Consider the following 25,355-nt stretch of genomic DNA (forward strand, 5'->3'; position numbering starts at 1 on the left):
CTCATCTTATGCCTGTCGCCCCTGAGCAAGGCACTTCCGCTTTTCTTTTAAACTGCTGTTAAAATCGTTGGCACTTTAGGGTCTGTGTCATAGAGATCGAACCCCTCACCGACGATTAGTCCCTGGCTTTGAAGTGTTTGTGCTACTGACATTCTTGCTAAGTCCTTCATATTGTTGTCGAGACTTAAATGGGCAAGGTACACTCGTTTTGTATTGTCTCCAATGACCTCACTCATAGCAATGGCCGCATCCTCATTTGAAACATGTCCAAGATCGCTCAGAATCCTTCGTTTAACATTCCAAGGATATCTTCCCATCCTTAGCATTTGCACATCATGATTCGACTCAAAAATATAGGCATCTGCATTTGAGATGATTCCTTTCATCCTGTCGCTCACATAGCCTGTATCTGTTATCAACACTAATTTCTTACCCGAATGATGGAATACATAAAACATTGGTTCTGCTGCGTCGTGCGATACCCCAAAGGATTCAATATCTGTGGCCCCAAAGCTTTTTACGCTTTCGGTGCTGAATATCATCTTTTGTTCAGTGGGGATGTCACCAACTAACCGATCCATCGCACGCCAGGTGTTTTCATTTGCATAAACTGGCAGCTTATATTTTCGGGCTAACACGCCAATTCCTTTAATATGGTCACTGTGTTCATGGGTTACAAATATCCCTGATAATTTACTTATGTCACGATCTATATGTTGGAAAAATGCCTCCATTTGCTTCCCGCTAAATCCGGCATCTACTAGAAAGGAATGCTCGTCTGATTCAACATAAAGCGAATTCCCCGTACTTCCGCTCGCTAAAATGCTATAACGTAATGACATATGATTTCACTCCACATCTAATTTCCATCGCTGTTAAATTCTATAATCTGACCTTCTAACGCATTAACAAAAAGACTTTGATTATCATCCACCACAAAACGCCATGTGGGCGCTAATGCTTGCGAAGCAGAGAGCTGAATTAATGATGAATAGCCGAGTTCAACTTTTGTGATTTTGCTTTTTGGCTTCAGCATACCTTTTTGGTACAAGGTTTCCAGTGCCTTCAAAGGAGGGAGGATTTCCTCCTTTTCGGTCATTTTTTCTATATCCTCTAAATAGGTCTGTTCGTAGGAATCAATTTGATTTTTTTCGTCAATATGAAACGTAAGCATTCCACTTAGATTTTCATATAAAGTCATATTTCCATAATGTTGAAAGTAGGTGATGGTGTTCTTCTTATCATCTTTTTTCCAAAATTGATATTGGTCACCATACAATACATTATCCTTAATAAAAGCAGTAATATCTGCTGCCTCAAATTTTTCATTTAAAGGTATGGGTTTATCCAATTTCATCTGCAGAGACGTACTAGGTTCCTTTAGTGCCGTTGTCTGCCCCTTCAGTTTTAAAATATCATCCCTTGTAAACAACTTGGGCTTTGCGCTTAGATACTGATCCTTAAATGGCCCCTTTGGCAGTTCTTTATAGCTGATTTCGTCTAACTTCAATGTTTCCTCAATGGAGGTTGGTGTAATATATTCATATTTATTAGCGTCCCGTATTTTCATAAACTGAAATAAGAGATAGACGTCTAAAATCAAAAACGTAATAATAAAAATTGTTTTTATTTTACTCCAATCCATGTAACAATCCCCCCAGGTCATCCTTTGTGATTTGTCCCCATGTCTGGTTATATCGGTAAAACCAAGCTGGCTCTAGGAGGATCAGTTTATTTTCGCTTGTATCCTTTGACATCCGATATCCTAAAACGAGTTGTTCTAGTAATTCCGGTTTAAAATTCTTTCGGGTTTTGAGAAATTCCAATGCAGAAGAACCTGTTGGAAGAGTTACTTTTACCATTTCTGTGGTTAAGGGAAGCTCCAAGGATATATTAGGTCTAACATATTTCGTTATTTCATCTCTGCCCCATACTTCCTCAATCTCTGACATACCACTTTCATTAAAAACGGGATACCCGTCGATACTATATAAACGGAACTTAACAGATTTCCTTTTTTCATCCTTTGCTACATAACGATAAGGGTCTGTCCAGCCCCCATGTCCATTAATAAAATCAATACTCCTCTTTAATAGATCATAAGAGTCGTCCACATAATTGGACTCACCTGTAGGATTCACATAGAGCAGCATATTGGTATCGTTATTAACGGTCATTTTACTTGAAACATCACTAAATTCTTCTACTCCAGAAACGGTGCCCCTTTGTACAAACTTAGGTTCACTAAACAATGCTTCTTTGAAAGCATCTGAGTTTAAGACGACAGGTAAATAGGTGTATTCCATCATTTCCACATTACCATCAGGGATATAAACCGTACGCTGATTAGTCGCTTCAAATGGGAAATAACGCTGATATTGCTCTGCATTTTTAAAAAAGTTCTTGTTAAACTCGTTTAATAAACTGGGTGAGATATGGCTGATATATACATGCTGATAATCGGAAGAAACAAAGTAAATCGTACCATTTCCCTTTTCAGAATTCTCAACATTGACCACAATTCGATTAAAATTGAATACCGGAATTCTTTTCTCCTCGAACTTCAATACATTTCGATAGATTTCAATGGGGATATCAGCAGGAAATACAAGTTCAGCATTTCCATTTCCATGAACTAATTCCTTAATGTCCTCTATATTCTCCGAATAATCTTTTACATCATAGATAGACCATTTCCTTATTTCACTCATTATTTTATCAAGGCTTTCCGCATCTGTAGTTCCAAAATGCTGACCGCTATGATGAAAAAGAACAAGATCCGGACTGATAATCTGGTAAAGTTCCCGTTTTTCCTTTAACGTTACCTCTTCAACTGTATTACCGTTTTCCAATGTGTCAAAATTAGGCTGGTACGTCCAAAGATTCCAAGTTAAAACAATACTAACCAGAATGAGAAAAGTTAAGATCGCAGATTTACTATTTTCATATTTCATGACCAGTCATCCTCTTCCGTTTGTTCATATGGAAGCGAAAAGGAAATCTCCGTTCCTTTTCCCTCTTCACTTACAGCCCAAATCATGCCGCCATGAACATTAACCATCTCTTTTGCAATGGCCAAACCTAGTCCTGTCCCGCCCAACTTCCGTGTTCTTGCTTTATCAACACGATAAAAACGATCAAAGATTTTGCCGATATTCTCCTTCGGAATCCCTACACCTTGATCCGAAACACTGACGATTACTTTTTCTTCTTCCTCTTTTATGGAGAAGGTAACCTGGCCGCCTTCAGGAGAGTACTTCAGTGCATTCGAGATAATATTGTAAAGAACTTGGGTCATCTTATCTTCATCTATTTCTACAAAAATAGCATGCGTCGGCAGCTCCCTATTGAAGCTGACATTTTGTTCTTTCGCCATTTCAAAACGATCAATAATTCGATGATAAAAGTCTACAAAGTTGACCCACTCTTTGTTAAGTCGATAATCTGTGCTGTCTAATTTAGATAGTTGAAGGAGATCATTGACCAACCGAATCATTCTTTCTGTTTCAGTCCTCGTTACCTCTAAGAAATTAGGGGCAATGTCTTCATCCTTCCATGCACCATCGGCAAGCGCCTCTAAGTAACTTCTCATCGTCGTGAGTGGAGTTCTTAATTCATGTGATACATTCGCCACAAATTCTCTTCTTTCCGCATCAATTTTCTCCTGATCCGTTATATCATGAAGGACTGCAATCAAACCATTAACAAATCCTGTCTCTTTTTGAATCACAGAGAAGTTAGCACGGAGGATATAAGGTTCCTTTTTTGTACTATAATCAAGAATTAACGATTCCTTTTCTTCTAACAAATCCTCAAACGTATTTGTATCCGTTAACCCTAATAAAGAAACGATTGGCTGAGAAAGAACTGTTTCACGTGAAACATTCAACATCTCTGCCGCAGGGTCATTGATTAATATGACACGGCCTTTCCTGTCTGTCGCAATCACACCATCTGTCATATACGATAAGACAGAAGATAGCTTTCTTCTTTCACCTTCGGTCATAGCCTGTGCTTCCTGAAGCTTTTTCGTTAAGTTATTAAAGGTAACGGCTAAGGTCCCAATTTCATCCTGACCGTACACTTTTACTTTTCGTGAGAAGTTTCCCTTCGCCATCGCCAATGCTTGCTTTCTCATATCTACAATCGGCCTGGTGATGGTCTGAGCTAAAAGTATCCCTAAGATAGCAGTAATCGCTAAAGCAATTCCCGTTCCTGTCGCAAAAATACGATTGATGGTTTTCATTTGGGTAAATACATTTTCAATTTTCGCTTCTAGATAAATCGCCCCAATGACGGTATTGCCTGACTTTATCGGAGTTGACAGCACCCAAATTCGATGACCGCCGTTTCCAATTAAGATACTGCTCAAATCTTCTCCAAGATTGATCGACTGGGTTATACGGAGGTTCGTGTCTCTTTGACCAACCACAACTTGGTTTGGATCGGAGGTTCCAACAATTTTACGAGTTTCACCCTCAATCACCCGTACTTCAAAAATATCAGCCGATTCAAAATCACGCAGTATTTTCCTTATTTCTTCTTCAAGGGTAGGATCTTCAGGTGTTCTTTTCTTTTCCATCTCTTCGACCACATTATAGGCGAGTAAATTCACACGTTCCTTTAAGGAATTTTGGAAATTTGTCCTTAATGTTTCTTCCAGCTGCCTAACAAAATAAACGCCAATTATCTGCATCGCCACTAGAATAAGCAGGACATAGATAATGACGAATTTGACGTGTATAGAGCGAAAAAAACTAACCTTATTCATGTAGGGCATTACTCCTGATCAGGGTTACGCAAATAGTAGCCCACTCCTCTGCGGGTAACAATCCACGTTGGGTGGCTTGGATTATCTTCAATCTTTTCACGTAAGCGGCGAACCGTTACGTCTACTGTTCGAACATCCCCATAATAATCATAGCCCCATACTGTTTGCAGCAAATGTTCTCTCGTCATTACCTGTCCAATATGTTTCGCTAAATAGTAAAGCAGTTCAAACTCACGGTGAGTTAATTCAATTGTTTCTCCTCTTTTTGAAACGACATATGCATTAGGATGAATCGTAAGCGAGCCAATTTCAATTTCATTGGTTTCTACCTCTTCATCTGCTTGAGAAACAACAACTTGATGACGGCGTAAATTTGCCTTTACCCGCGCAATTAACTCTCTCGTACTAAAAGGCTTCGTAACATAATCATCCGCACCAAGCTCAAGTCCTAAAACCTTATCTATTTCAGAATCCTTTGCAGTCAGCATAATAATCGGCATATCATATTTCTTGCGGACTTCACGGCATACTTCCATCCCATCCTTTAACGGAAGCATAATATCTAAGAGAATTAAGTCTGGCTGTACTTCTTCTACCATTACCAGAGCTTCATTTCCATCATAAGCACTGTAAACATCGTAACCCTCTTTTTTTAAGTTAAACTGCAAAATATCCGCAATCGGTTTTTCATCATCCACTACGAGAATTTTCTTTTCCATACCTATTGCTCCTTTGTTATTAAAAATAAATATATAGATTAACTAAATGGCATTTCTACTCTAGTTTACTTTACCATGGTTTCAGCAGTAATTCATCTATTACTAGTATTTAACACCAAAAGAGCCTCTAGTACAGTAGAGACTCTTTTGTGCTGTGTATTTATTGATGAACGTAATTTAAAGGATTTTGTAGTGCTCCATTTTTGTAGACTTCAAAATGCAAGTGGACTCCTGTCGAGTTACCAGTTGAACCCATTACACCAATAGCTGACCCTTGTGAAACCGTTTGTCCTACACTTACGCCAATTGAATCTAGGTGAGCATATACTGTACGCAGACCATTTTCATGATCTATAACAATTTTGTTACCATAGCCGTCGCCACCATTTCCCGCAGATACAACCTTACCATTATCAGCAGCCTTTATCGTTCTATTGCTAGGTCTCGCAATATCAATTCCTTTGTGGGCTTTACCCCATCTCTGACCTTGCTGGCTGGAAATATATCCTCCCACTGTTGGCCAGGTAAGATTTCCAGTACCGCGTGAAGGAATCACCTTTGTTCCCTTTATAACAATGTGCGGAACAGGCTCAGTAAGTACAGTCTCACTTGTGACCACATTGCTGACGGTTACACCATTTAGTGTTGAAATACGATAATTTACAGAGCGTTCTCCATTTTTACCTTCTTGCTGAACTTTTGTTTCGCCTTTTGGCATATTAGCGTCTTCCACTACTTGATTTTCAAACGGAATCGCTTCTTTTCGATTTTCTTCTTTTTCAACGGTGATTTCAAGGTATGGCTTTAAAGCCGTCACATTAACCTCTTGACCAATATTTACAACAGAATCTTCTGTAAGACCTGGATTTAATGCAAGAAAGTCTGCAAACGTTAATCCATGATCATTGGCAATCGTTCCTAGAACATCACCTGATTGTGCCACATATTTTTTTTCTTCCAACGTACCCTTTTGTAAGAATGTAACTGCTTCTTCTGCAGACATAATTTTGTTTGGTGAAACATTTTCTGATTCAAATGAAACATTTTTAGATACACTTACGTCTAATATACGAGTTTCATTTTCTTGCAAGGGAGGTAACTCCGCTGCAGGTGCAGATTTTCTTGCTTCAACTTCATCTAGTTGTTCTTGTGTTACAAACCCAAGCTTAAGTCGTTTAATAACATCTTCAGCAGTTTCCTGGTTTTCTACGAACGCAACGTGCTGTCCATCAATGACAATGGAGGAAGCTTCCGCTTCAAGCTGAATCGAACTCTCAAGATTTTGAATCGTTTTTGTATCATTTGCTGTTGAATGAAAAACTTGTTCTTTTATGTACTCAATATCTGAGCCAAACTCTAAGTTTAAATCCTTAGTTGACTCTTGAAACTCAGCTGCTTTTTCTTCGACAATTTTTTCAACAACTTCTTTATTAGAAACAGTACCTATATATTGTTGATTATTGTATACATGGTATACCGTTGTTAACTTTATTGATCCAGCAGCACTAGCAGAAACACTGCTAAAAATTAACGCAGACACTGCAAACGCTGTCATTACAGCAGTTTTCAAGGATTGTTTTTTCGCAAATTTACTTGATATATTTCCTTTATTAAAAAATACCATTGGAACCTCCTAAATTACGGAAACAACTCTCTTAATCTAGTACTTTATAACCACAAGTGAAATTTCCCTCTTTTTCTACTCTATAACCTTACCATAATTTTTAAATAAATAACGAATAGTCTTTATAATGTAACAAAATTGTATAATACCTGACATTTAACTACATTCGTAGGAGTTTTAAGTAGCAAAATTATTACAATTTTATGTATGCTATATTTCCTATTTCTGTAGGTAAAACTTATTATACCAACGTTTATCGTAGGTATTATAAATTGACCACCTTTTACAAAATAAGACAAGCTTCGATAATTTGATGTAAATATCTGGATATTTTTTTACAATAACATTACAATTCGTAACAAATAAAAAAGAAGCTTACACTTCGTAAGCTTCCCCTTTATAATGGCTCAGGACGGAATCGAACCGCCGACACAAGGATTTTCAGTCCTTTGCTCTACCGACTGAGCTACTGAGCCATATGTATGGCGGTCTGGACGGGACTCGAACCCGCGACCTCCTGCGTGACAGGCAGGCATTCTAACCAGCTGAACTACCAAACCATTTTTTTATATTGATCGTTAGCAAGGAGACTAGACTTGCCAGTCGCTTGCCAACAATCAAATACCATGACCCCTACGGGATTCGAACCCGTGTTACCTCCGTGAAAGGGAGGTGTCTTAACCACTTGACCAAGGGGCCATATTTTAAGAATTATTTTGCTGTTGCAAAATGGAAAGTTATTTTCACTATCGCGAAAAAACTTTGGTGAGCCATGAAGGACTCGAACCTTCGACCCTCTGATTAAAAGTCAGATGCTCTACCAACTGAGCTAATGGCTCGTACTAAATGTTTGTCGTTCGTGACGACGCTTTTTATAATAGCACGGCTTATACATATAGTGCAATACTTTTTTTAAAAAAGTTTTTATAAAAGTGAAAGCCCTCGGAAATCGAGGGCCTTTTCATGATTAAATTTGTCTCCAAGGGCTGCGAACCACATTGGTTTGATTGCGATCTGGTCCTACAGAAAAAGTTGTTAATGGTATGCCAGTAAGCTGTGTTACACGCTCAACGTAATGGCGTGCATTAACAGGCAGTTCATCTAACGATTTAACTCCAGTAATATCCTCTGTCCAGCCTGGAAGCTCTTCGTAAACAGGCTCACATTCACTTAAAACCTTTAAGCTTGCAGGATATTCGGTAATTAATTCACCTTTATAGCTGTATGCTGTACAAATCTTCAATGTTTCGATTCCTGATAATACATCGATTGAATTTAAAGAGAGATCAGTAAGACCGCTGACACGGCGTGCATGGCGAACCACTACACTGTCAAACCAGCCAATGCGGCGTGGACGTCCTGTAGTTGTACCGTATTCACGGCCAACTTCACGAATTTGATTACCGATTTCATCAAATAATTCTGTCGGGAATGGTCCGTCACCTACACGTGAAGTATATGCCTTACAAACTCCCACAACATGGGTGATTTTGGATGGACCCACACCTGAACCAATTGTAACGCCGCCTGCCACTGGATTTGAAGAAGTAACAAATGGGTACGTACCTTGGTCAATATCCAGCATAACACCTTGGGCGCCTTCAAATAAAACCCGTTTGCCTTCATCCAAAGCGTCATTTAAGACAACTGAAGTGTCGCAAACATATTGTTTAATTTGCTGCCCATATTCAAAATACTCATCTAAAATCTCTTCTTTTGTGAACCCTGTGGTCTCATAAATACGTTCAAATAAACGATTTTTTTCAGCCAGGTTGCGTTCAAGCTTTTCTTCAAAAACATCACGCTCAAGAAGGTCAGCAATTCTGATTCCAACGCGCGCCGCTTTATCCATATAAGCAGGTCCAATTCCTTTTTTCGTGGTTCCAATTTTATTGGCACCCTTACTTTCTTCCTCCACAACATCAAGCTTTAAATGGTAAGGAAGTATTACATGTGCACGGTTGCTAATACGAAGGTTATCCGTTGTAATTCCCTTTTCATGCAAGTAGGCAAGCTCTGCCACAAGTGCTTTCGGATCGACTACCATTCCGTTTCCAATCACACAGATTTTTTCTTTATAAAAAATTCCTGATGGAATCAGGTGTAACTTGTATGTTTCACCGTTAAACTTGATCGTATGGCCAGCGTTATTTCCACCTTGATAACGAGCAATTGCTTCTGCATTCTCCGAAAGGAAATCGGTAATTTTACCCTTTCCTTCGTCTCCCCATTGTGTACCAACTACCACTACTGATGTCATAAAGGCACCTCCAAATTATATACGCATTTCTTTTTCCCACAGACAAGTTTAACAATTTTCATGGGTAAAAGTCAATTAAACACGAACGATTTATATAAAGTTATTAAAATATGTTCGTAAAATATTAATTTAGTAATCTACTTGTATCGGAAGTAGGTTTTCCATAAAATAGGGATTAGAGTATTTTAAAATAATGATAAAGGAAGTGTTATATGATTTTTAGACCGCGGCCGGAAAAATTGGAATTAGTTCTTTTACAGTATTTACACCCACGTATGGTGTTTAGCAGTAGTGAAGCCCTTAATTTTTTAAACCTTGAAAAGGGCTATAAAGGGGAGTTAAAAAGTGACGTCTGGTTAAAAGGACTAACCGATGAGTGGTTAATTCTTACTGATTTATTACTTGAATATAATGGTTCAAAATTTCAAATTGATACCTTAATAATTGCCTGTGAGAAGATTTACCTTTTAGATATAAAATATTTCGAAGGGGATTACGCTATTAAAGAGGATAAATCGTATAACCCAGCAGGCATTCTCCAAAAGAATCCACTACACCAACTTGAACGCTGTGAGACCTTACTGAAAAAATTGCTGCACGAATTAGGATATAATTTTACGATTGAATCCTATCTAGTTTTCAATAACCCCGAGTTTCATTTATACACACCCTCCATAAATCCTGCAATTATTTTTCCAACACAGTTAAATCGCTTTTTGAAAAAATTAAATACTAGGCCTGTAAAGTTGCATAAAAAGTACTATCAATTAGCGGAACAATTAAATGCGCGACATATTGTGGAATCTCCTTATGAACGACTGCCGCTATATACGTTTGAGCAGTTGGAAAAAGGACTGCTTTGCCCCAATTGTAAGACTTTTTTCTCAGATGAGTCGTTGGTATGTAAAAAGTGTGGATGCATAGAGGACGGAGAAGAGGCTATTTTGAAGAGCGTAAAGGAATATATGTTACTGTTTCCAGAGAGAAAGATAACAACGAATGATATTTACGATTGGTGTGGTGGAATCAAGTCGAAGAAAGCAGTACGAAGAGTCCTATCTAAGTATTTTAAACTAGTTGGGCATAGAACTTCTGCCCATTATGTAGGAACTTAAACAAATTTTCTCCTGGTAGAAATTTAACTCCTCTTTTGAATCCCTAGAGTTGAATTTTATCCATATGAAGGGAAACAAAAGCACCTTTTGATACCCTTCGAATTGCTTTTTACCTTATTGAGGGAGCCAAAGGCTTCTTTTGATTCCCTTGAGTCAGCTTTATTCCCTTTGAAGGGATTCAAAGACTTCTTTTGATTCCCTCCAGCTGAGTTTTTTACTATTAAAGGGAGCCAAAATGCTTCAGATCATTAAAATTACCTCTTTTTAGAAGTACCCTACAAAAAAAAAACCAGCCAAAAACCCTTGGCTGAGCTCTCAAAAACCCTACGCACTTGGATCGTATCGTGTCTCCAAGTTTACAAATTTATTGTATTCTTTTACGAATGCCAGTGAGACGGTGCCAGTTGGACCGTTACGCTGCTTGGCGATGATGATTTCGATGATATTCTTATTCTCGGATTCTTTATCGTAGTAATCATCACGGTATAAGAATGCCACGATATCGGCATCCTGCTCAATCGAACCAGATTCACGGATATCGGACATCATTGGACGTTTGTCCTGACGCTGCTCGACACCACGGGAAAGCTGGGACAAGGCAATAACCGGAACCTGGAGCTCACGGGCTAATTGCTTGAGGGAACGGGAAATTTCGGATACTTCCTGCTGACGGTTTTCGCCGGTACGACCACTACCTAGGATAAGTTGCAAGTAATCGATTAAGATCATTCCTAAACCATGCTCTTGTTTTAAACGGCGGCACTTAGAACGAATATCACTTATTCTTACTCCCGGTGTATCATCAATGAAAATGCCTGAATTTGAAAGGCTGCCCATTGCCATCGTCAGTTTGCCCCAGTCTTCATCTGTTAAAGATCCGGTACGAAGCCTTTGTGCATCGATATTCCCCTCGGCACAAAGAAGACGCATGACAAGCTGCTCTGCTCCCATCTCAAGACTAAAGATGGCGATATTTTCACCTGTTTTGTGCGCAACATTTTGCGCAATATTTAAAGCAAAAGCGGTTTTACCCACAGAAGGACGGGCGCCCACAATGATTAAGTCATTGCGCTGGAATCCCGCTGTCATTCGGTCAAGCTCAATAAAACCTGTCTCAAGACCGGTAATTTCTCCTGCACGCTGGTGCATTTGCTCTATATTGTCATACGTACGAACAAGAACATCTTTAATATTGTGGAACGCTCCAGCATTTTTACGCTGTGCCACTGCCAGAATATTTTTTTCAGCCTCGCTTAAAAGTGCTTCCACTTCGTCTTCACGTGAGTAACCATCTGAAGCAATCTCAGTTGCAGTCCGAATTAATCGTCGCAACAAAGACTTTTCTTCTACAATTCTAGCATAATATTCAATATTTGCTGCTGTCGGCACAGAGCTCGCCAATTCACTTAAATAACTCACTCCGCCTGTATCTTCAATCAGCTTCGCTGCGGCTAGTTCCTCGGTTACCGTAACAAGGTCAACTACCTTACCTTCGTCGTTCAGCTTCAGCATCGCATTAAATATCTTTTGGTGAGAGGCGCGATAGAAATCTTCTGGTATTAAGATTTCGGAAGCCACAGTTAAAGCAGAGGGCTCTAAGAAAATAGCGCCCAAAACAGCTTGTTCGGCTTCTATATTTTGCGGTGGCAGACGATCTGCATATACATCATTACTCATCTATCAAAAACCTCCTATTGTGAAGAGGATAAATTATATATATTAATAGTTTTAAACCTAAATATCTCCATAATGAAGAAAAGTGACCAGTCTCGACCGATCACATCATTTTTTGAAAAAGTTAGTTTGCTTTTTCCTGATTAACTTTTATTATTTTAACATGTTTAGCTGAAATTTGAACTGGAAATTACTTTACCTCTTTTACATGAACTGTTAACGTAGATACAACTTCATGATGAAGTTTAACAGGAACCTTTGTATGACCTAAGGTACGAATGGCGTCTGCTAATTCCATTTTGCGTTTATCAATTTTAATGCCGTGTTTCTTTTGAAGCTCTTCGGCAATTTGTTTTGTGGTAATGGAACCAAAGAGGCGGCCGCCTTCACCTGCTTTAGCAGATAGCTCAACTGTAATCTTTTCTAATTCTTCTCCTAGCTTTTTCGCTTCCGCAAGTTCTTCTGCCGCACGTTTGTCTTCCTTCTTCTTTTGACCTTCTAACGTACTGATGTTTGCGTTGCTTGCTTCAATTGCTAGACCCTGCTTAATTAAGAAATTATGTGCATAACCATCTGCCACATTTTTTACTTCACCTTTTTTTCCTTTTCCTTTTACATCTTTTAGAAAAATTACTTTCATTCCTTTTTCCCACCTTCAAAATAATCTTCAATTGCTAGCTTTAATTGTCTTTCTGCTTCGGTAACGGAAATTCCGGTCATCTGGGTGGCTGCATTGGTCAAATGACCGCCGCCTTGAAGCTTTTCCATGATTACCTGAACATTGACATTACCAAGCGATCTGGCACTAATTCCAATCAGCCCCTCATTACGTTTTGCAATAACGAATGAGGCTGCTACACCATCCATCGTAAGGAGTGTATCTGCGGCTTGAGCAAGAAGGACTTGGTCATGAAGCTCATTTTCTTCACCTTTTGCAATGGCAATTCCATCGCGGTAAAAAGCAACGGATTCAATTAACTTAGCCCTCTTAATATAGGTATTAACGCTTTCTTTTAAAAATTTCTGCACGAGAATGGTATCTGCCCCTTGGCCTCTTAGATAGGAGGCAGCATCAAAGGTCCTGGCACCTGTCCGTAAGGTAAAACTTTTTGTATCCACCACGATTCCCGCGAGCAGTGCAGTAGCTTCTATCATTTCTATTTTACCGCGTTTTGGCTGGTATTCAAGAAATTCGGTAACAAGCTCCGCTGTAGAAGACGCGTATGGCTCCATATAAACAAGAACTGGATTTTCAATAAACTCTTCCCCGCGGCGATGATGGTCGATTACAACAACGTTATCAATTCTATTAAGAAGTCGTTCTTCAATTACTAGCGCCGGTTTATGGGTATCCACGATGACCAATAGTGTTTTTTCTGTTGAAATTTCCAATGCCTCTTCTGGACCAATAAATCGAGAAAATAATTGCTCTTGATGGCGGATTTCTTCCATCAGCCTATGAACAGCACCATCCATTTCTTGAAAGTTTAAAACTATGTAGGCATCTTTTTGATTCATCTGCGCTACCTTGTAAATACCAATGGAAGAGCCAATAGAATCCATATCAGGGTTTTTGTGTCCCATTATAATAACCTTATCGCTTGCGGTAATTAAATCCTTTAGTGCATGGGAAATAACGCGGGCACGTACTCTTGTCCGTTTTTCAACCGGATTTGTTTTACCGCCAAAAAATTTCACCTTACCATTTGGGTGCTTGATCGCCACCTGATCGCCGCCTCGTCCTAGGGCTAAATCCAAACTTGACTGTGCTAATACGCCCAACTCAGGCAGTGAAGGAGTCCCAGCCCCTACACCAATACTTAACGTAAAGGAGATATTCTGCTTAGAGGTCATCTCTCGTACTTCATCAAGGACAGTGAATTTTCCTTTTTCCAACAGTTGGAGAATCGCTTCATTAAAAACAGCGATAAAACGTTCAGAGGAAATTCTTTTAAGAAAAATCCCGTTATCCTGAGCCCATTTATTTAAGGTTGAAGTAACCAAATTGTTAATGCTTCCACGCATTTGGTCATCCATTCCTTGTGTTAATTCATCGTAATTATCTAAAAAGATAATTGCGATAACAGTGCGTTCATCATGGTACATTTTTTCAATTTCTTTTTGTTCTGTGACATCAAAGAAATAAAGGAGCTTTTCCTCACTTTTAAGAATGACGCGGAATTTCCGCTCATGAAGTGTAATAATTTCTGTGCCAACCTCTTGCTTAATTAACGGTATTAACGAATCTGCTATTTCGTAGAGTGACTTACCAATAAGGGTGTCTTCATCAAAATAAGAGGATAGGAAGGGATTGGTCCACTCGATAAAGTAATCATCATTGATGAGCATAATTCCAATCGGCATTTCCATCAGTGCTTCTTCGCCGACCCTTTTCACTCTGTATGATAGGGTTGAGATATATTCTTCCATCTCTTTCCTTTGGCTGGATTCAATGACTATCATATAGTACAGCGGCGGAATAATGAGAAATAAGCCCACTAGGCTAAGTATCCAATTATAGTAGCCCAGGACAATGAGCAGCACTACTGTAATGCCTATCAGCCCGTAAAAAGGGTATCGAATCGAGCGTTTTTCTATAAATGCAGGCAATTTTTTCAGCTCCTAAACAGTAGTCATCACTCTTTTTTTCTAAAGCCTTTTCGTAAATCAAAGCCTAAATCAATTATACCTAATATCCCCACAATATAAAGGAAAATTGGAATGAGAAAAGAGACAATCGCTATTGTAATAGAAATGGCCTTCGAAAAACCCTTTTTGTCGAAATAATAAAAGATAAATGTATACCCTTGCAGGATCATCAAAAATTGAAGAATATAGGTCATATTGATAATGGCCATATACCAAAAGCTGCCCTCTTCTGGATTCATCAACATATTAACTAGCAAGGTAAGTAGAAAGTAATATAATATACTTTTTGGAAGTGATATCTCTTTAAAACTTTTCCATTTTTCAACCCTAACGCCAAATCTCTTTATGATGGGAAAGGATATAAGCTGCATAATGAATACAATCAAAAAAGATGAGAGAACAAATAGAGTGGGAATTAATGTCTTAATCAAGTTTAATCCATTATTAAATTGTTCCAACACTTTTTCAGAGTCTTGTGTATTCCCAAAATTCTTTAGTAAGTCCGCCGAAACGTTGAGTGATTCCCGCATCATTTCAATCATTTCAGTAATCATATCAACTTTAAAGAGAACGATACTTGCCACATAAATAATAATTAAGTTGACTAAAAAGACAAGAGAACCCGTAATGAATAAAACACCCATGTTCTTCTGTTTCTGAATTAAGTAGCCGATAACGACACCTGTTGTCCCATATGCAAGCGTTAATGGCAGCGACATAATCGTGCCTACAATAAACGATAGGAGAAGGGATGCCACTATAAAAACAACGATACTTTTCCCATCATTTTTGGATGCAAAGAGCATAAATGGCACTGCTAAAAACAAGTTCACAATCATCCCTAGAAACGGGACATAAATCGTTAGTAATAATAAAACAGCAAAGGCTGCTAAAAGGATTGCGCCTTCTGTTAATTTACGTACATTTTTCACTACTTCACCTCAATTATTTCAAAAGCCTATTTCTTAATTTTAGCCAGTTACGCTCTCCTATTCAACAAATCTGCAAGATAAAATAAAAAGACAGCAAGGGTAGACCCCCAGCTGCCTTACATACTAATTCTTATTCACCTGCAACGAATGGTAATAATGCCATTTGACGTGCACGTTTGATTGCAACAGTTAGTTTACGCTGATATTTAGCGCTTGTACCAGTTACACGACGTGGTAAAATCTTTCCACGTTCTGAGATGAATTTTTTAAGTAAATCTACATCTTTATAATCGATGCGTGAGATGCCATTTGCTGTGAAATAGCACACTTTACGGCGCTTCGCGCGTCCGCCTTTACGTCCTCCACCTGCCATGAAAATTCCCTCCTTTATTAAATGATTAACGATTATAAAAAGTTTTCATTAAAATGGTAGATCATCATCGGAGATGTCTATCTGACCGTTACCTGCGAACGGATCATCATCCACTTTTGTAAAACCTTTATTATTGTTATTGTTATTATTTTGATACTGTCGTTGATTCTGATTGCCGCCGCCATAAGGATTTCCTTGTGGTTCCCTAGGAGGAGCACCGAAGTAATCATTGTCGCTTCTTCCGCCACCGCCGCCAGACGCATTTTTCGGTTCAAGAAATTGAACACTTTCTGCTTGAACTTCAGTAACGTAAACACGCTTACCATCTTGTCCTTCATAGTTGCGGGTTTGAATGCGGCCATCTACTCCTGCAAGACTGCCTTTTTTCAAGAAGTTTGCCACATTTTCAGCTGGTTTTCGCCAAACAACACAATTAATAAAGTCTGCTTCACGTTCACCTGCCTGACTAGAAAACGGACGGTTAACTGCTAAAGTAAAAGTAGCAACAGGAACCCCATTTGGTGTATAACGCAAATCAGGATCTTTAGTTAAACGGCCAACAAGCACGACACGATTCATCATCAGAATCAACTCCTTTTCTTTGAGGAGAATGTTTCATGTGAAACATCCAACCAAAATGTATTTATATTAAGCTTCTTCTTTAATTACTAAATGGCGAATGATATCTTCGCTGATTTTCGCAAGACGAGAAAATTCTTGTACCGCGTCAGCTGAAGAGTTAGTTTTCACGATTTCGTAATAACCATCACGGAAATCGTTGATTTCGTAAGCTAAACGACGCTTACCCCAATCTTTTGTTTCAGCAGTTTCCGCACCGTTTTCAAGAAGAATTCCGTTGAAACGCTCTACAAGAGCCTTTTTCGCTTCGTCTTCAATGTTTGGGCGGATGATGTACATGATTTCGTACTTATTCATCACAGTCACCTCCTTTTGGTCTAAACGGCCCAACTTTGGGCAAGGAGCAATTATTCATTACTCACAAGTTAAGATTTTATCATAGTTAATGAGGAAAAGCAAGGTTGTTCACAATTTCTAGTTTTTAAAAGTCTTTCCATATAAAAAGCCTTGCAAACGCAAGGCCAGCCATTTTAAACATTGAAACGGAAGTGAATAACATCGCCGTCTTTTACTAAATACTCTTTTCCTTCTAATCGTACTTTTCCAGCTTCCTTAGCTGCATTATAACTTCCTGCAGCTAATAGGTCATCATATGAAACTGTTTCGGCACGAATAAATCCGCGTTCGAAATCTGAGTGAATAATACCAGCACATTGTGGAGCTTTCATGCCGTGTCTAAACGTCCAGGCACGAACTTCCTGAACACCTGCAGTAAAGTAGGTAGCTAGTCCAAGCAAGTTATAAGCTGCACGAATTAACTGGTCAAGACCTGATTCCTCAATTCCAAGCTCTTCAAGGAACATTTGCTTTTCTTCGCCTTCTAGCTCAGCAATTTCTTCCTCGATTTTGGCGCAGACCACGATCACTTCAGCGTTATCCGCTGCTGCGAATTCACGTACTTTTTGAACATATTCATTTTCGGCTGGATTTGCTACATCATCCTCACCTACGTTTGCCACATATAAAACAGGCTTAATGGTTAAAAGGTGAAGCATTTTGGCAATTTTCAATTGTTCTTCCGTAAATTCAACCGTACGCGCTGGCTTTTCTGCTTCAAACGCGTCGCGAAGCATGGAGAGTACTTCAAACTCAGCAGCTGCATCTTTATCTTTTTGCTTAGCAAGTTTTTCAACACGGCTAATTCTTTTTTCAACAGACTCCATGTCTGCAAGAATTAACTCTAAGTTAATGACTTCAATATCGGAAATAGGATCAACTTTTCCTGATACGTGGGTAATGTTATCGTCTGCAAAACAGCGGACAACCTGGCAAATCGCGTCTACTTGACGAATATGTGATAAGAATTTGTTTCCTAATCCTTCACCTTTACTCGCACCTTTTACAATCCCGGCAATATCGGTAAATTCAAAAGCTGTTGGAACTGTTTTTTTCGGTTGAACAAGTTCCGTTAGTTTTGTTAAGCGGTGATCTGGTACCTCTACAATTCCTACGTTAGGGTCAATCGTACAGAATGGGTAATTGGCTGATTCAGCCCCAGCCTGTGTGATTGCATTAAATAATGTAGACTTACCAACATTCGGCAAACCTACGATTCCAGCTGTTAATGCCATAAAATTCACTCCTCGAGATAAATATCTATTTATAAAAAATATCGTCCAAAAATTATTAAAAAGCCTCTCACAATTATAGAGATAACTAATGAAAAAGACAAGGAAATAAGGAAAGCGGAAGCGAATGGTCAGGCGCTAGTGCTGAACAATCAAAAAACTGCCGCTCACCGCGACAGTTTAGTTCAATTTTTCAATATTCACCAAGCAATCATATAAGGTACTGCCTAGACCATTATCAGACTCTCCGCTTGAGGTTAGGTTATTGACAGAACCGCCGAATCTTTTCCAGATTCCTTCATCAATATTAATGGTGTTAGGATGCGCTTTTGGCAGGATTGAAAGATATCCTTTAACTTCACCGCGGTTATTCCATACACGCACCAACTCACCATCCTTCAGGTGATGTGCATCCGCAATATTTTCGGCAACTTCAATCCTTAACTGAGGTGCTTTTGGAAAAAGATGATAGTGTTGCGAATGGTTAGACCTTAGTGGATGAATGGTTAATAGATTATAAGGGAATTTTTCAGCCAGCTCTGGATTGTTCCATTTTGATTCATCGGGCACAGCTAATTTCAACTGTCCCTTAATACCCTTATTTATCGCTGTAAACTCATATTTTCCAGATGGCGTTTTAAACTTAAAATCATCCCATGGTACACCTTTCACTGGCAATTCTAGGTTATGGTTTTCCTTTAGTTGATCAAGTGACATCCCTTTTTGTGATAATGACTGAAGATACATTTCCAGCCACTGATCTCTTGAGAACTGAAAATCTTCACCAAATCCAAGTCTTTCAGCAAGCTGTGTCCAAATCCATAAATCTGACTTAGCTTCTCCAGGAGCGGAGACGAGTTTCGGTCCATAATTAACATAATGATGGTACATAGACGAATAATAAAGATCATCTTCCTCAAAAGAAGTGGTGGTTGGCAAAATATAATCTGCTAATTGAGCGGTATCTGTCATAAATTGCTCAATCACAACCAGTTTCGAGACAGATGAAAACGCCTTTTCTACAATCGATGAATCAGGGACCTGTGTTAAAGGATTTCCACAGGTAACCACAATCATTTTTATTTCTGGATCAATTGCCGAAAGCACTTCTTCCGCCTGCTTCATTATGGAAAACTGTCGCTGTTTCTCCTTCCGGCTGCTTAGCGCTAGATTTGAAACATCAAAACTTTGGCCAACTTGCAGGTTAGCATAATTAGCACCACCGCCAGTTATTCCAATATTGCCGCTTACCGCTATAAGGGCATCAATCAAACGAATGGTATTCCCGCCATTTTTATACCGCTGGAGACCTAGCCCCATAAAGGTAGAGGTAGGTTTATCTGCAAAGACTTTTGCTAATAGCTGGATCAGCTCTATAGAAACCTCCGTCATTTCACTGATTTTTTCTAAAGTTATACCCTTTATTAGGTCCTCTAGATCCTCAAAGCCGTATGAATGAAGTTCAATAAATTCACGATCTTCTAGACCAAAACGAAGGATTTCCTTTATTATCCCTGCGGCAAGTAATCCATCCATTCCAGGTTTTACGGAAATATATTCATCTGCTACTTTCGCAGTCGCATTGTAAAGTGGATCAATAACATAAATTTTTGCTCCCTTTTTCTTTGCTTCAAGGAGCTTTTCATAAAAATGCATATTCGTCCGCGCTACATTTCTTCCCCAAACAACAATGTTTTTACTATTCAAAACATCCTCCGGTGCATGACCGTACGCATCGCCAAAGTCCCATTTTTGTGCCTCAATCCCAGCTCCCCAACAGAGTGAACCATAAAGCTCTGTTACCCCGCCATACGCATTAAAAAACCGTTGATCTAAATTTTTAAGTATCCCATTGTTCGCATAATCATGACTATGGAGGACAGCCGTGGAACCATATTTTTCTTTTATTTCCCTCAACTCTAAGGCAATTTCATCAAGAGCTTGGTCCCATGAAATTTGCTCAAATTTCCCATTCACCTTTTTTAAAGGATAAAGAATCCGTTCAGGTGAATTCGTCCTTGTTTCGAGCATTCTGCCCCTGCCGCAAATTTTCCCCTTGGTAATGGGGTGGGAAGGGTCACCTTCAACTTTTATTACTTTATCGTTCTCTACCGTAACTTGAAAACCACAGCTGTCCCAGCAATTCAACGGACATGCCGATTTCACAATACTTGCCACTACTCCACCCCCAAAACGATCTCTACTTTTTAACTAGAATAATACAGTTAACCAAAAAAAAGAAGCATAAACTACTGTTCATGCTTCACCAATATTTTCTTCATTTTCCTTGAGAATTCCCGTCTAGGGATCATTACACTATGTTCGCAGCCTTCACATTTGATTCGAATGTCCATTCCCATCCGGATAATTTTCCAGCGATTGGTCCCGCATGGATGCTGCTTTTTCATTTCAACGACATCATTTAACCCAAACTCTTTTTCTTCCATTCAATACCTCTCCTTTTAAATACTAGGTTCATTGATATTTCCAGAATTCTTTGAGTACATGACCATACGTGGATATGGAATTTCAATTCCATGCTCATCTAGACATTGTTTGATATCTCTCTTAATATCCCGAGAAACACCCGCATGCTTCATAGGTAATGTTTCAGCAACGATTCGTAAAACAATCTCTGATGGTCCTAAGGTTTGAATCCCTAGAAGCTCTGGTGCCTTTATTAATGCTTCGTATTTATCCGGCATTGTTTCAAGTAAATCCCTGATGATATTTTGCGTTTTTTCAATATCCTCCTGATATGCAACCGATATATCAATTATCGCAAGGCTGTTATTTAAAGAGAAATTCGTGACCTGAATGATACTGCCATTCGGCAAAATGTGAACTTCTCCTGTCCAACTTTTTAACTTTGTTGTCCGTAAACCAATAGCTTGAACGGTTCCTTCAAACTGATCTATTCGAATATGATCTCCGACTGAAAATTGATCTTCAAAAATAATAAAGAAACCACTTATTACATCTTTTACGAGACTCTGAGCTCCAAAACCAACAGCCAGGCCGACAACCCCTGCACCTGCAATCAATGCTTTTACATCAATGGTTAAGACTGAGAGAATCATCATAAATGCAATAAAATAAACCACATATGTAAGAACATTATCAAGAAGCTTTGCTAATGTTTCTTCTCTTCGTTCTGAGGTTTTAAGCGGCGAACGAGTTCTTAGCTTAAAAACATTATCAATGGCCATACTTCCCAGCTTGATTAAGATCTTTGCCACAATCATAATCGCAATGATCTTTAGAAAACCTTCCCCAATAGCCAGCCATGTATCTTCATTTTGGAATTTATCAACAAATCTCTGAATAATTCTTTCTGTAGAAGTCATTTGAACATCCTTTCCTCTCACACTATTGAATCAATCTTATTTTATCAAGTTTTCTTTGTAGTTTATAGTATTGTGATTTATTCCTTTTTTCAACATTGGAATATCTTTTATTCAGCATGTATAGATTTTCTTAATATTCCGTATACTGTTAGAAAAGCGGAGGCGCCTTGACCAGGGGCGTGAGTCTAGTCGAGCCCGCATGAAGGTTGTTCTTTAACATTCTTGACGGATTGGCTTATGACCCGAGCCCCTAGGCGCTGGAGCTAGACAACACTTAAAAGAAAAGCGGGAAAAATTGGTCACAATTAAGGAGTGTACTTATGAATCTAAAACCTAATTTCTTTGATAGGAGGGCCAATACTGGGCGGATACCCCATGATGATTTTCAAGCTGTTGAAAATTTAGCCATGGAATTGCTTAAGTTCCTGCCACGGGCATCTCAACGTCCTATCGTTTTTGTTTGTATCGGAACAGACCGCTCAACCGGAGATTCATTAGGACCACTTGTTGGATCATTTTTAGAGGAGAAGGACGTACCTTCTTTTCATGTTTATGGTACATTAGATGAACCCATTCATGCCGTCAATTTGGGTGAACGGTTAAAGGAAATAGCAGTAAAACATCAGGATCCCTACATTATTGGTATCGATGCGTGTTTAGGACGAATGAAAAATGTTGGGGTGATTCAGGTGGGTAATGGGCCTGTTAAACCTGGGGCTGGTGTGAACAAAGAGCTTCCTGCAGTCGGTGATATCCACATTACGGGGATTGTCAATGTGAGTGGCTTTATGGAGTTTTTTGTCTTACAAAATACCCGATTAAATTTGGTAATGAAAATGGCAAAGACCATTGCAAATGGGATTTATCAAGCAAGTATTCTCCATTCCAAAGGAAGGCTGCAGGAATTGATTCAAGAGGAGCAAAAAAAGACCAATTAAAAGAGCAGCCGGGATCAGCCTAGCTGCTCTTATTACTATTGTTATATTTGTAAAATTTTACAAAAATAAACGATATAAATAGAGAACGGTTACGATTAATCCTGTTACAACAATAGCAGGGAGGAGGTTTGCTACCTTTATTTTTACTAATCCTGTTAGATTAAGCCCAATAGCAAAAATCATGACACCGCCTGTAGCAGTCATTTCCACAATAAATTGATCCATCAATACCTGGGGAATAAAGGTGTTAATTTGGGTGGCGAATAAGGCAATTAACCCCTGATAGAGCATGACTGGAATAGCCGAAAAGATAACACCCACTCCAAGGGTAGTTGTTAATATAATCGACGTGAAGCCGTCAATGAGCCCTTTCGTATACAAGACGTCATGATCACCGCGTATTCCACTATCAAGTGCCCCTATAATTGCCATAGCCCCAATGACAAAGATCAAGGTTGCAGTAACAAAACCTTCTGCAATACTTCCTTTTCCATTTGAACCTATTTTGCTAGAACCAATTTTCTTTTCGAGCCAAAGTCCAAGTTGATTGAGCTTTTCCTCCAATTGCATGAGTTCTCCAAAAACAGCGCCCATAACTAAACTTATAATCACAATCAGAAAATTCTCGCTTTTTAAACCCATCTGCAGTCCTAATACAATCACTGATAATCCGATTGCATACATAACTGTAGTTTTCATACTTTCTGGAATTCTGTTTAAAAGCTTTCCAATCAGTGTACCAATGATAATTAATAATCCGTTTACAAGTGTCCCTAGTAAAAACATCTGCTCTTCACCTATTCTTCGAAACTCGAAATTAATAATAGTATTAAACTATCACTTTTTAATAGAGTTGGAAAGTTATTTTTTTATAAGGCTCTGTTAAACTAGGCAGGCAGTTGTTTTGCGCTCCAATCAACAGGTTCTAAAATCACCAGTATCCATTAACACAGCCATTTGTAAAAAAAATAAACCATCCAGCGATGGTTTAAAGTGATTCTTCTTGACCCAGCATTTCTAAAATACGTTCTAAATCCTCTTTGGAGAAAAATTCTATTTCTATCTTGCCTTTATTTTTCGTCTGCTTAATGTTTACAGTCGTTCCAAATCGTTCTCGAAGGGAGTGTTCCCGTTCCTGGATAAACACATCCTTTTTCTTTTCAGGCTTTTTTGTTTCACGTGGAACATTTTCATTAAGATTTTGAATTATTTTTTCCAATTGACGAACATTTAATGACTCCTGAATGATCTTATCTACTAACGCTGGCAGCTTCGCCTTTTGACGCAGTCCCAAAAGTGCGCGACCATGACCCATCGAGATTTTCCCATCTGAAATCAGCTCTTGAATCTTTGCAGGCAGAGAGAGCAGCCTGATATGATTTGCAACATGCGGTCGGCTTTTCCCTAAACGCTTTGCTACTTCTTCCTGGGTGAATTTTAACTTTTCCATTAACGTTTGGTAGGCTTGTCCCTCTTCAATGGGGTTCAAGTCTTCACGCTGCAGGTTTTCTAAAACTGCTAATTCCATCATTTGCTGTTCGGTTAACTCTCTTACTACAGCTGGGACAGAGGCAAGTTTTGCTTCCTTTGCTGCCCGGAAACGTCTTTCTCCCACGACAATTTCATAACCTTTAATACTTTTTCGAACGACAAGAGGCTGAAGAATCCCGTGTTCTAAAATAGATTCTTTTAATTCATCAATGGCCTCTTGTTGGAAGGTTTTCCTTGGCTGGTAAGGGTTTGGACGCAAATCTTTTAAACTTATCTCTTGGACAGTCTCTTCCTTACCGGCTTCGATATTTGTGAAAAATGCATTTATGCCCTTTTTTCCTAGACCCTTAGCCATTTGAGACCACTTCCTTTGCTAGATCTAAATAAACTTCTGCCCCTCGTGACTTTGAATCATACGTAATAATTGGTTCGCCATGGCTTGGAGCCTCACTTAGACGTACATTCCTTGGAATTATGGTTTTATATACTTTATCCTGAAAATACTTTTTTACTTCCTCGATTACTTGAATGCCTAAATTCGTTCTGGCGTCGAGCATCGTTAATAGCACACCTTCTATTTTCAAGTCTTGGTTTAAGTGTTTTTGTACTAGTCTTACAGTATTTAATAACTGACTTAAACCTTCGAGAGCATAATATTCACACTGAACTGGGATTAACACAGAATCAGAAGCTGTTAAGGAGTTGAGCGTTAACAATCCTAATGAAGGCGGACAATCGATAATAATATAATCAAATTGGTCCTTCACTTCTTCAAGTGCACGCTTTAAACGGACTTCCCTTGAGATAGTAGGAACAAGCTCAATCTCCGCTCCTGCAAGCTGTATAGTAGCCGGAATCGCATATAAATTTTCAACAGATGTTGGTTTAATAACATCCTTTGCTTCCACATCGTCTACTAAAACATCATATATACACTGTGCTACATCTGCCTTTTCGATACCAATTCCGCTCGTAGCATTCCCTTGTGGATCAATGTCTACTAATAAAACCTTTTTCCCAATGTATGCTAAGCAGGCGCCTAGATTGACAGAGGTAGTTGTCTTTCCAACTCCGCCTTTTTGATTCGCGATTGCAATAGTTTTGCCCACGATGTCACCTACCTTGTTTCAAATAAAGTACTTAAATTCTAGTCATATCAACTAGTTAACCTATCATTTTCGCAGGCTTAACTAGTAAATTATAATTTCCATGCTATTTATTTTAACATGAATCTGATTTATTGTTATTTGTTTTC

23 protein-coding genes and 4 tRNA genes are annotated in these 25,355 nt (G+C 38.8%); 2 read left to right on the top strand and 25 right to left on the bottom strand.

Annotated elements, in window-relative coordinates; genetic code table 11:
* Window positions 1–47: 47 nt before the first annotated feature.
* From F4694_RS14215 to F4694_RS14265, 11 genes are all read right to left on the bottom strand, one after another.
* On the bottom strand, window positions 48–842 hold the full coding sequence (locus F4694_RS14215; RefSeq protein ID WP_179598939.1) for an MBL fold metallo-hydrolase: 795 nt from the start codon (window positions 840–842) through the stop codon (window positions 48–50).
* 17 nt (window positions 843–859) lie between these two features.
* Entirely contained in the window at window positions 860–1,645 is a 786-nt protein-coding gene (locus tag F4694_RS14220) for a two-component system regulatory protein YycI (RefSeq protein ID WP_179598940.1), read from the bottom strand.
* Window positions 1,632–2,954, bottom strand: a complete 1,323-nt coding sequence (locus F4694_RS14225) for a YycH family regulatory protein (protein WP_179598941.1) — start codon at window positions 2,952–2,954, stop codon at window positions 1,632–1,634. The genes F4694_RS14220 and F4694_RS14225 overlap by 14 nt, the downstream gene beginning before the upstream one ends.
* Window positions 2,951–4,771, bottom strand: a complete 1,821-nt coding sequence (gene walK / locus F4694_RS14230; protein WP_179598943.1) for a cell wall metabolism sensor histidine kinase WalK — start codon at window positions 4,769–4,771, stop codon at window positions 2,951–2,953. Before walK ends, F4694_RS14225 begins: the two co-directional genes overlap by 4 nt.
* An 8-nt stretch (window positions 4,772–4,779) precedes the next feature.
* A complete protein-coding gene (gene yycF, locus F4694_RS14235; RefSeq protein ID WP_179598945.1) occupies window positions 4,780–5,490 on the bottom strand; it encodes a response regulator YycF in 711 nt (236 codons plus the stop codon).
* A gap of 160 nt (window positions 5,491–5,650) precedes the next feature.
* The gene (locus F4694_RS14240; protein ID WP_179598947.1) at window positions 5,651–7,114 is read right to left on the bottom strand and encodes a peptidoglycan DD-metalloendopeptidase family protein; all 1,464 of its coding nucleotides are present in this window, start codon (window positions 7,112–7,114) and stop codon (window positions 5,651–5,653) included.
* 403 nt (window positions 7,115–7,517) lie between these two features.
* Window positions 7,518–7,590, bottom strand: a tRNA-Phe gene (locus F4694_RS14245).
* Window positions 7,591–7,597: 7 nt separating this feature from the next.
* Window positions 7,598–7,674, bottom strand: a tRNA-Asp gene (locus F4694_RS14250).
* A gap of 67 nt (window positions 7,675–7,741) precedes the next feature.
* Window positions 7,742–7,813 (bottom strand) — tRNA-Glu (locus F4694_RS14255).
* 64 nt (window positions 7,814–7,877) lie between these two features.
* Window positions 7,878–7,953: transfer RNA gene (locus tag F4694_RS14260), tRNA-Lys, on the bottom strand.
* A gap of 128 nt (window positions 7,954–8,081) precedes the next feature.
* Window positions 8,082–9,374, bottom strand: a complete 1,293-nt coding sequence (locus F4694_RS14265) for an adenylosuccinate synthase (RefSeq protein ID WP_179598949.1) — start codon at window positions 9,372–9,374, stop codon at window positions 8,082–8,084.
* A 212-nt stretch (window positions 9,375–9,586) separates the two neighbouring features.
* Between F4694_RS14265 and F4694_RS14270 the strand changes: the two genes are divergently transcribed.
* A complete protein-coding gene (locus F4694_RS14270) occupies window positions 9,587–10,489 on the top strand; it encodes a nuclease-related domain-containing protein (protein WP_179598951.1) in 903 nt (300 codons plus the stop codon).
* A 324-nt stretch (window positions 10,490–10,813) separates the two neighbouring features.
* Here the strand turns inward: F4694_RS14270 and dnaB are convergent, their stop codons facing one another.
* The 11 genes from dnaB to F4694_RS14325 all read right to left on the bottom strand — a co-directional run bounded on the left by dnaB (window position 10,814) and on the right by F4694_RS14325 (window position 21,671).
* Window positions 10,814–12,166 carry a replicative DNA helicase gene (gene dnaB, locus F4694_RS14275; RefSeq protein WP_179598953.1) on the bottom strand — a complete coding sequence of 451 codons (1,353 nt, stop codon included), beginning with the start codon at window positions 12,164–12,166 and terminating at the stop codon, window positions 10,814–10,816.
* 187 nt (window positions 12,167–12,353) lie between these two features.
* Window positions 12,354–12,803, bottom strand: coding sequence for a 50S ribosomal protein L9 (gene rplI / locus F4694_RS14280; RefSeq protein WP_179598956.1), 450 nt, complete (start codon window positions 12,801–12,803; stop codon window positions 12,354–12,356).
* Entirely contained in the window at window positions 12,800–14,773 is a 1,974-nt protein-coding gene (locus F4694_RS14285; RefSeq protein ID WP_179598958.1) for a DHH family phosphoesterase, read from the bottom strand. The genes rplI and F4694_RS14285 overlap by 4 nt, the downstream gene beginning before the upstream one ends.
* Before the next feature lie 26 nt (window positions 14,774–14,799).
* Window positions 14,800–15,744 carry a YybS family protein gene (locus tag F4694_RS14290; protein WP_179598960.1) on the bottom strand — a complete coding sequence of 315 codons (945 nt, stop codon included), beginning with the start codon at window positions 15,742–15,744 and terminating at the stop codon, window positions 14,800–14,802.
* A 130-nt stretch (window positions 15,745–15,874) separates the two neighbouring features.
* Complete coding sequence (rpsR, locus tag F4694_RS14295) at window positions 15,875–16,117, bottom strand: 30S ribosomal protein S18 (RefSeq protein ID WP_063255175.1); 243 nt, start codon at window positions 16,115–16,117, stop codon at window positions 15,875–15,877.
* Between the two features lie 48 nt (window positions 16,118–16,165).
* Window positions 16,166–16,699 (bottom strand): single-stranded DNA-binding protein, encoded by a 534-nt coding sequence (gene ssb, locus F4694_RS14300; RefSeq protein WP_179598962.1) that lies wholly within the window; start codon window positions 16,697–16,699, stop codon window positions 16,166–16,168.
* A 66-nt stretch (window positions 16,700–16,765) separates the two neighbouring features.
* Window positions 16,766–17,053, bottom strand: coding sequence for a 30S ribosomal protein S6 (rpsF, locus tag F4694_RS14305; protein WP_063255172.1), 288 nt, complete (start codon window positions 17,051–17,053; stop codon window positions 16,766–16,768).
* Window positions 17,054–17,226: 173 nt separating this feature from the next.
* Window positions 17,227–18,327 carry a redox-regulated ATPase YchF gene (gene ychF, locus F4694_RS14310; protein WP_179598964.1) on the bottom strand — a complete coding sequence of 367 codons (1,101 nt, stop codon included), beginning with the start codon at window positions 18,325–18,327 and terminating at the stop codon, window positions 17,227–17,229.
* Between the two features lie 177 nt (window positions 18,328–18,504).
* The gene (locus F4694_RS14315; RefSeq protein WP_179598966.1) at window positions 18,505–20,502 is read right to left on the bottom strand and encodes a molybdopterin-dependent oxidoreductase; all 1,998 of its coding nucleotides are present in this window, start codon (window positions 20,500–20,502) and stop codon (window positions 18,505–18,507) included.
* Window positions 20,503–20,573: 71 nt separating this feature from the next.
* Window positions 20,574–20,771, bottom strand: coding sequence for a DUF951 domain-containing protein (locus F4694_RS14320; RefSeq protein WP_045519309.1), 198 nt, complete (start codon window positions 20,769–20,771; stop codon window positions 20,574–20,576).
* Window positions 20,772–20,786: 15 nt separating this feature from the next.
* Entirely contained in the window at window positions 20,787–21,671 is an 885-nt protein-coding gene (locus tag F4694_RS14325; RefSeq protein ID WP_179598968.1) for a mechanosensitive ion channel family protein, read from the bottom strand.
* A gap of 320 nt (window positions 21,672–21,991) precedes the next feature.
* On the opposite strand from F4694_RS14325, the gene yyaC reads away from it, so the two are divergent.
* Window positions 21,992–22,609 (top strand): spore protease YyaC, encoded by a 618-nt coding sequence (yyaC, locus tag F4694_RS14330; RefSeq protein ID WP_179598970.1) that lies wholly within the window; start codon window positions 21,992–21,994, stop codon window positions 22,607–22,609.
* 57 nt (window positions 22,610–22,666) lie between these two features.
* On the opposite strand, the gene F4694_RS14335 is transcribed toward yyaC, so the two are convergent.
* From F4694_RS14335 to F4694_RS14345, 3 genes are all read right to left on the bottom strand, one after another.
* Window positions 22,667–23,395, bottom strand: a complete 729-nt coding sequence (locus F4694_RS14335; protein WP_179598972.1) for a DUF554 domain-containing protein — start codon at window positions 23,393–23,395, stop codon at window positions 22,667–22,669.
* Between the two features lie 202 nt (window positions 23,396–23,597).
* The gene (locus F4694_RS14340; RefSeq protein WP_179598974.1) at window positions 23,598–24,455 is read right to left on the bottom strand and encodes a ParB/RepB/Spo0J family partition protein; all 858 of its coding nucleotides are present in this window, start codon (window positions 24,453–24,455) and stop codon (window positions 23,598–23,600) included.
* Window positions 24,448–25,209 carry a ParA family protein gene (locus tag F4694_RS14345; RefSeq protein ID WP_179598976.1) on the bottom strand — a complete coding sequence of 254 codons (762 nt, stop codon included), beginning with the start codon at window positions 25,207–25,209 and terminating at the stop codon, window positions 24,448–24,450. The genes F4694_RS14340 and F4694_RS14345 overlap by 8 nt, the downstream gene beginning before the upstream one ends.
* Window positions 25,210–25,355: the final 146 nt, after the last annotated feature.

Source organism: Neobacillus driksii (genome assembly GCF_013409995.1).
Taxonomy (GTDB): domain Bacteria; phylum Bacillota; class Bacilli; order Bacillales; family Cytobacillaceae; genus Neobacillus; species Neobacillus driksii.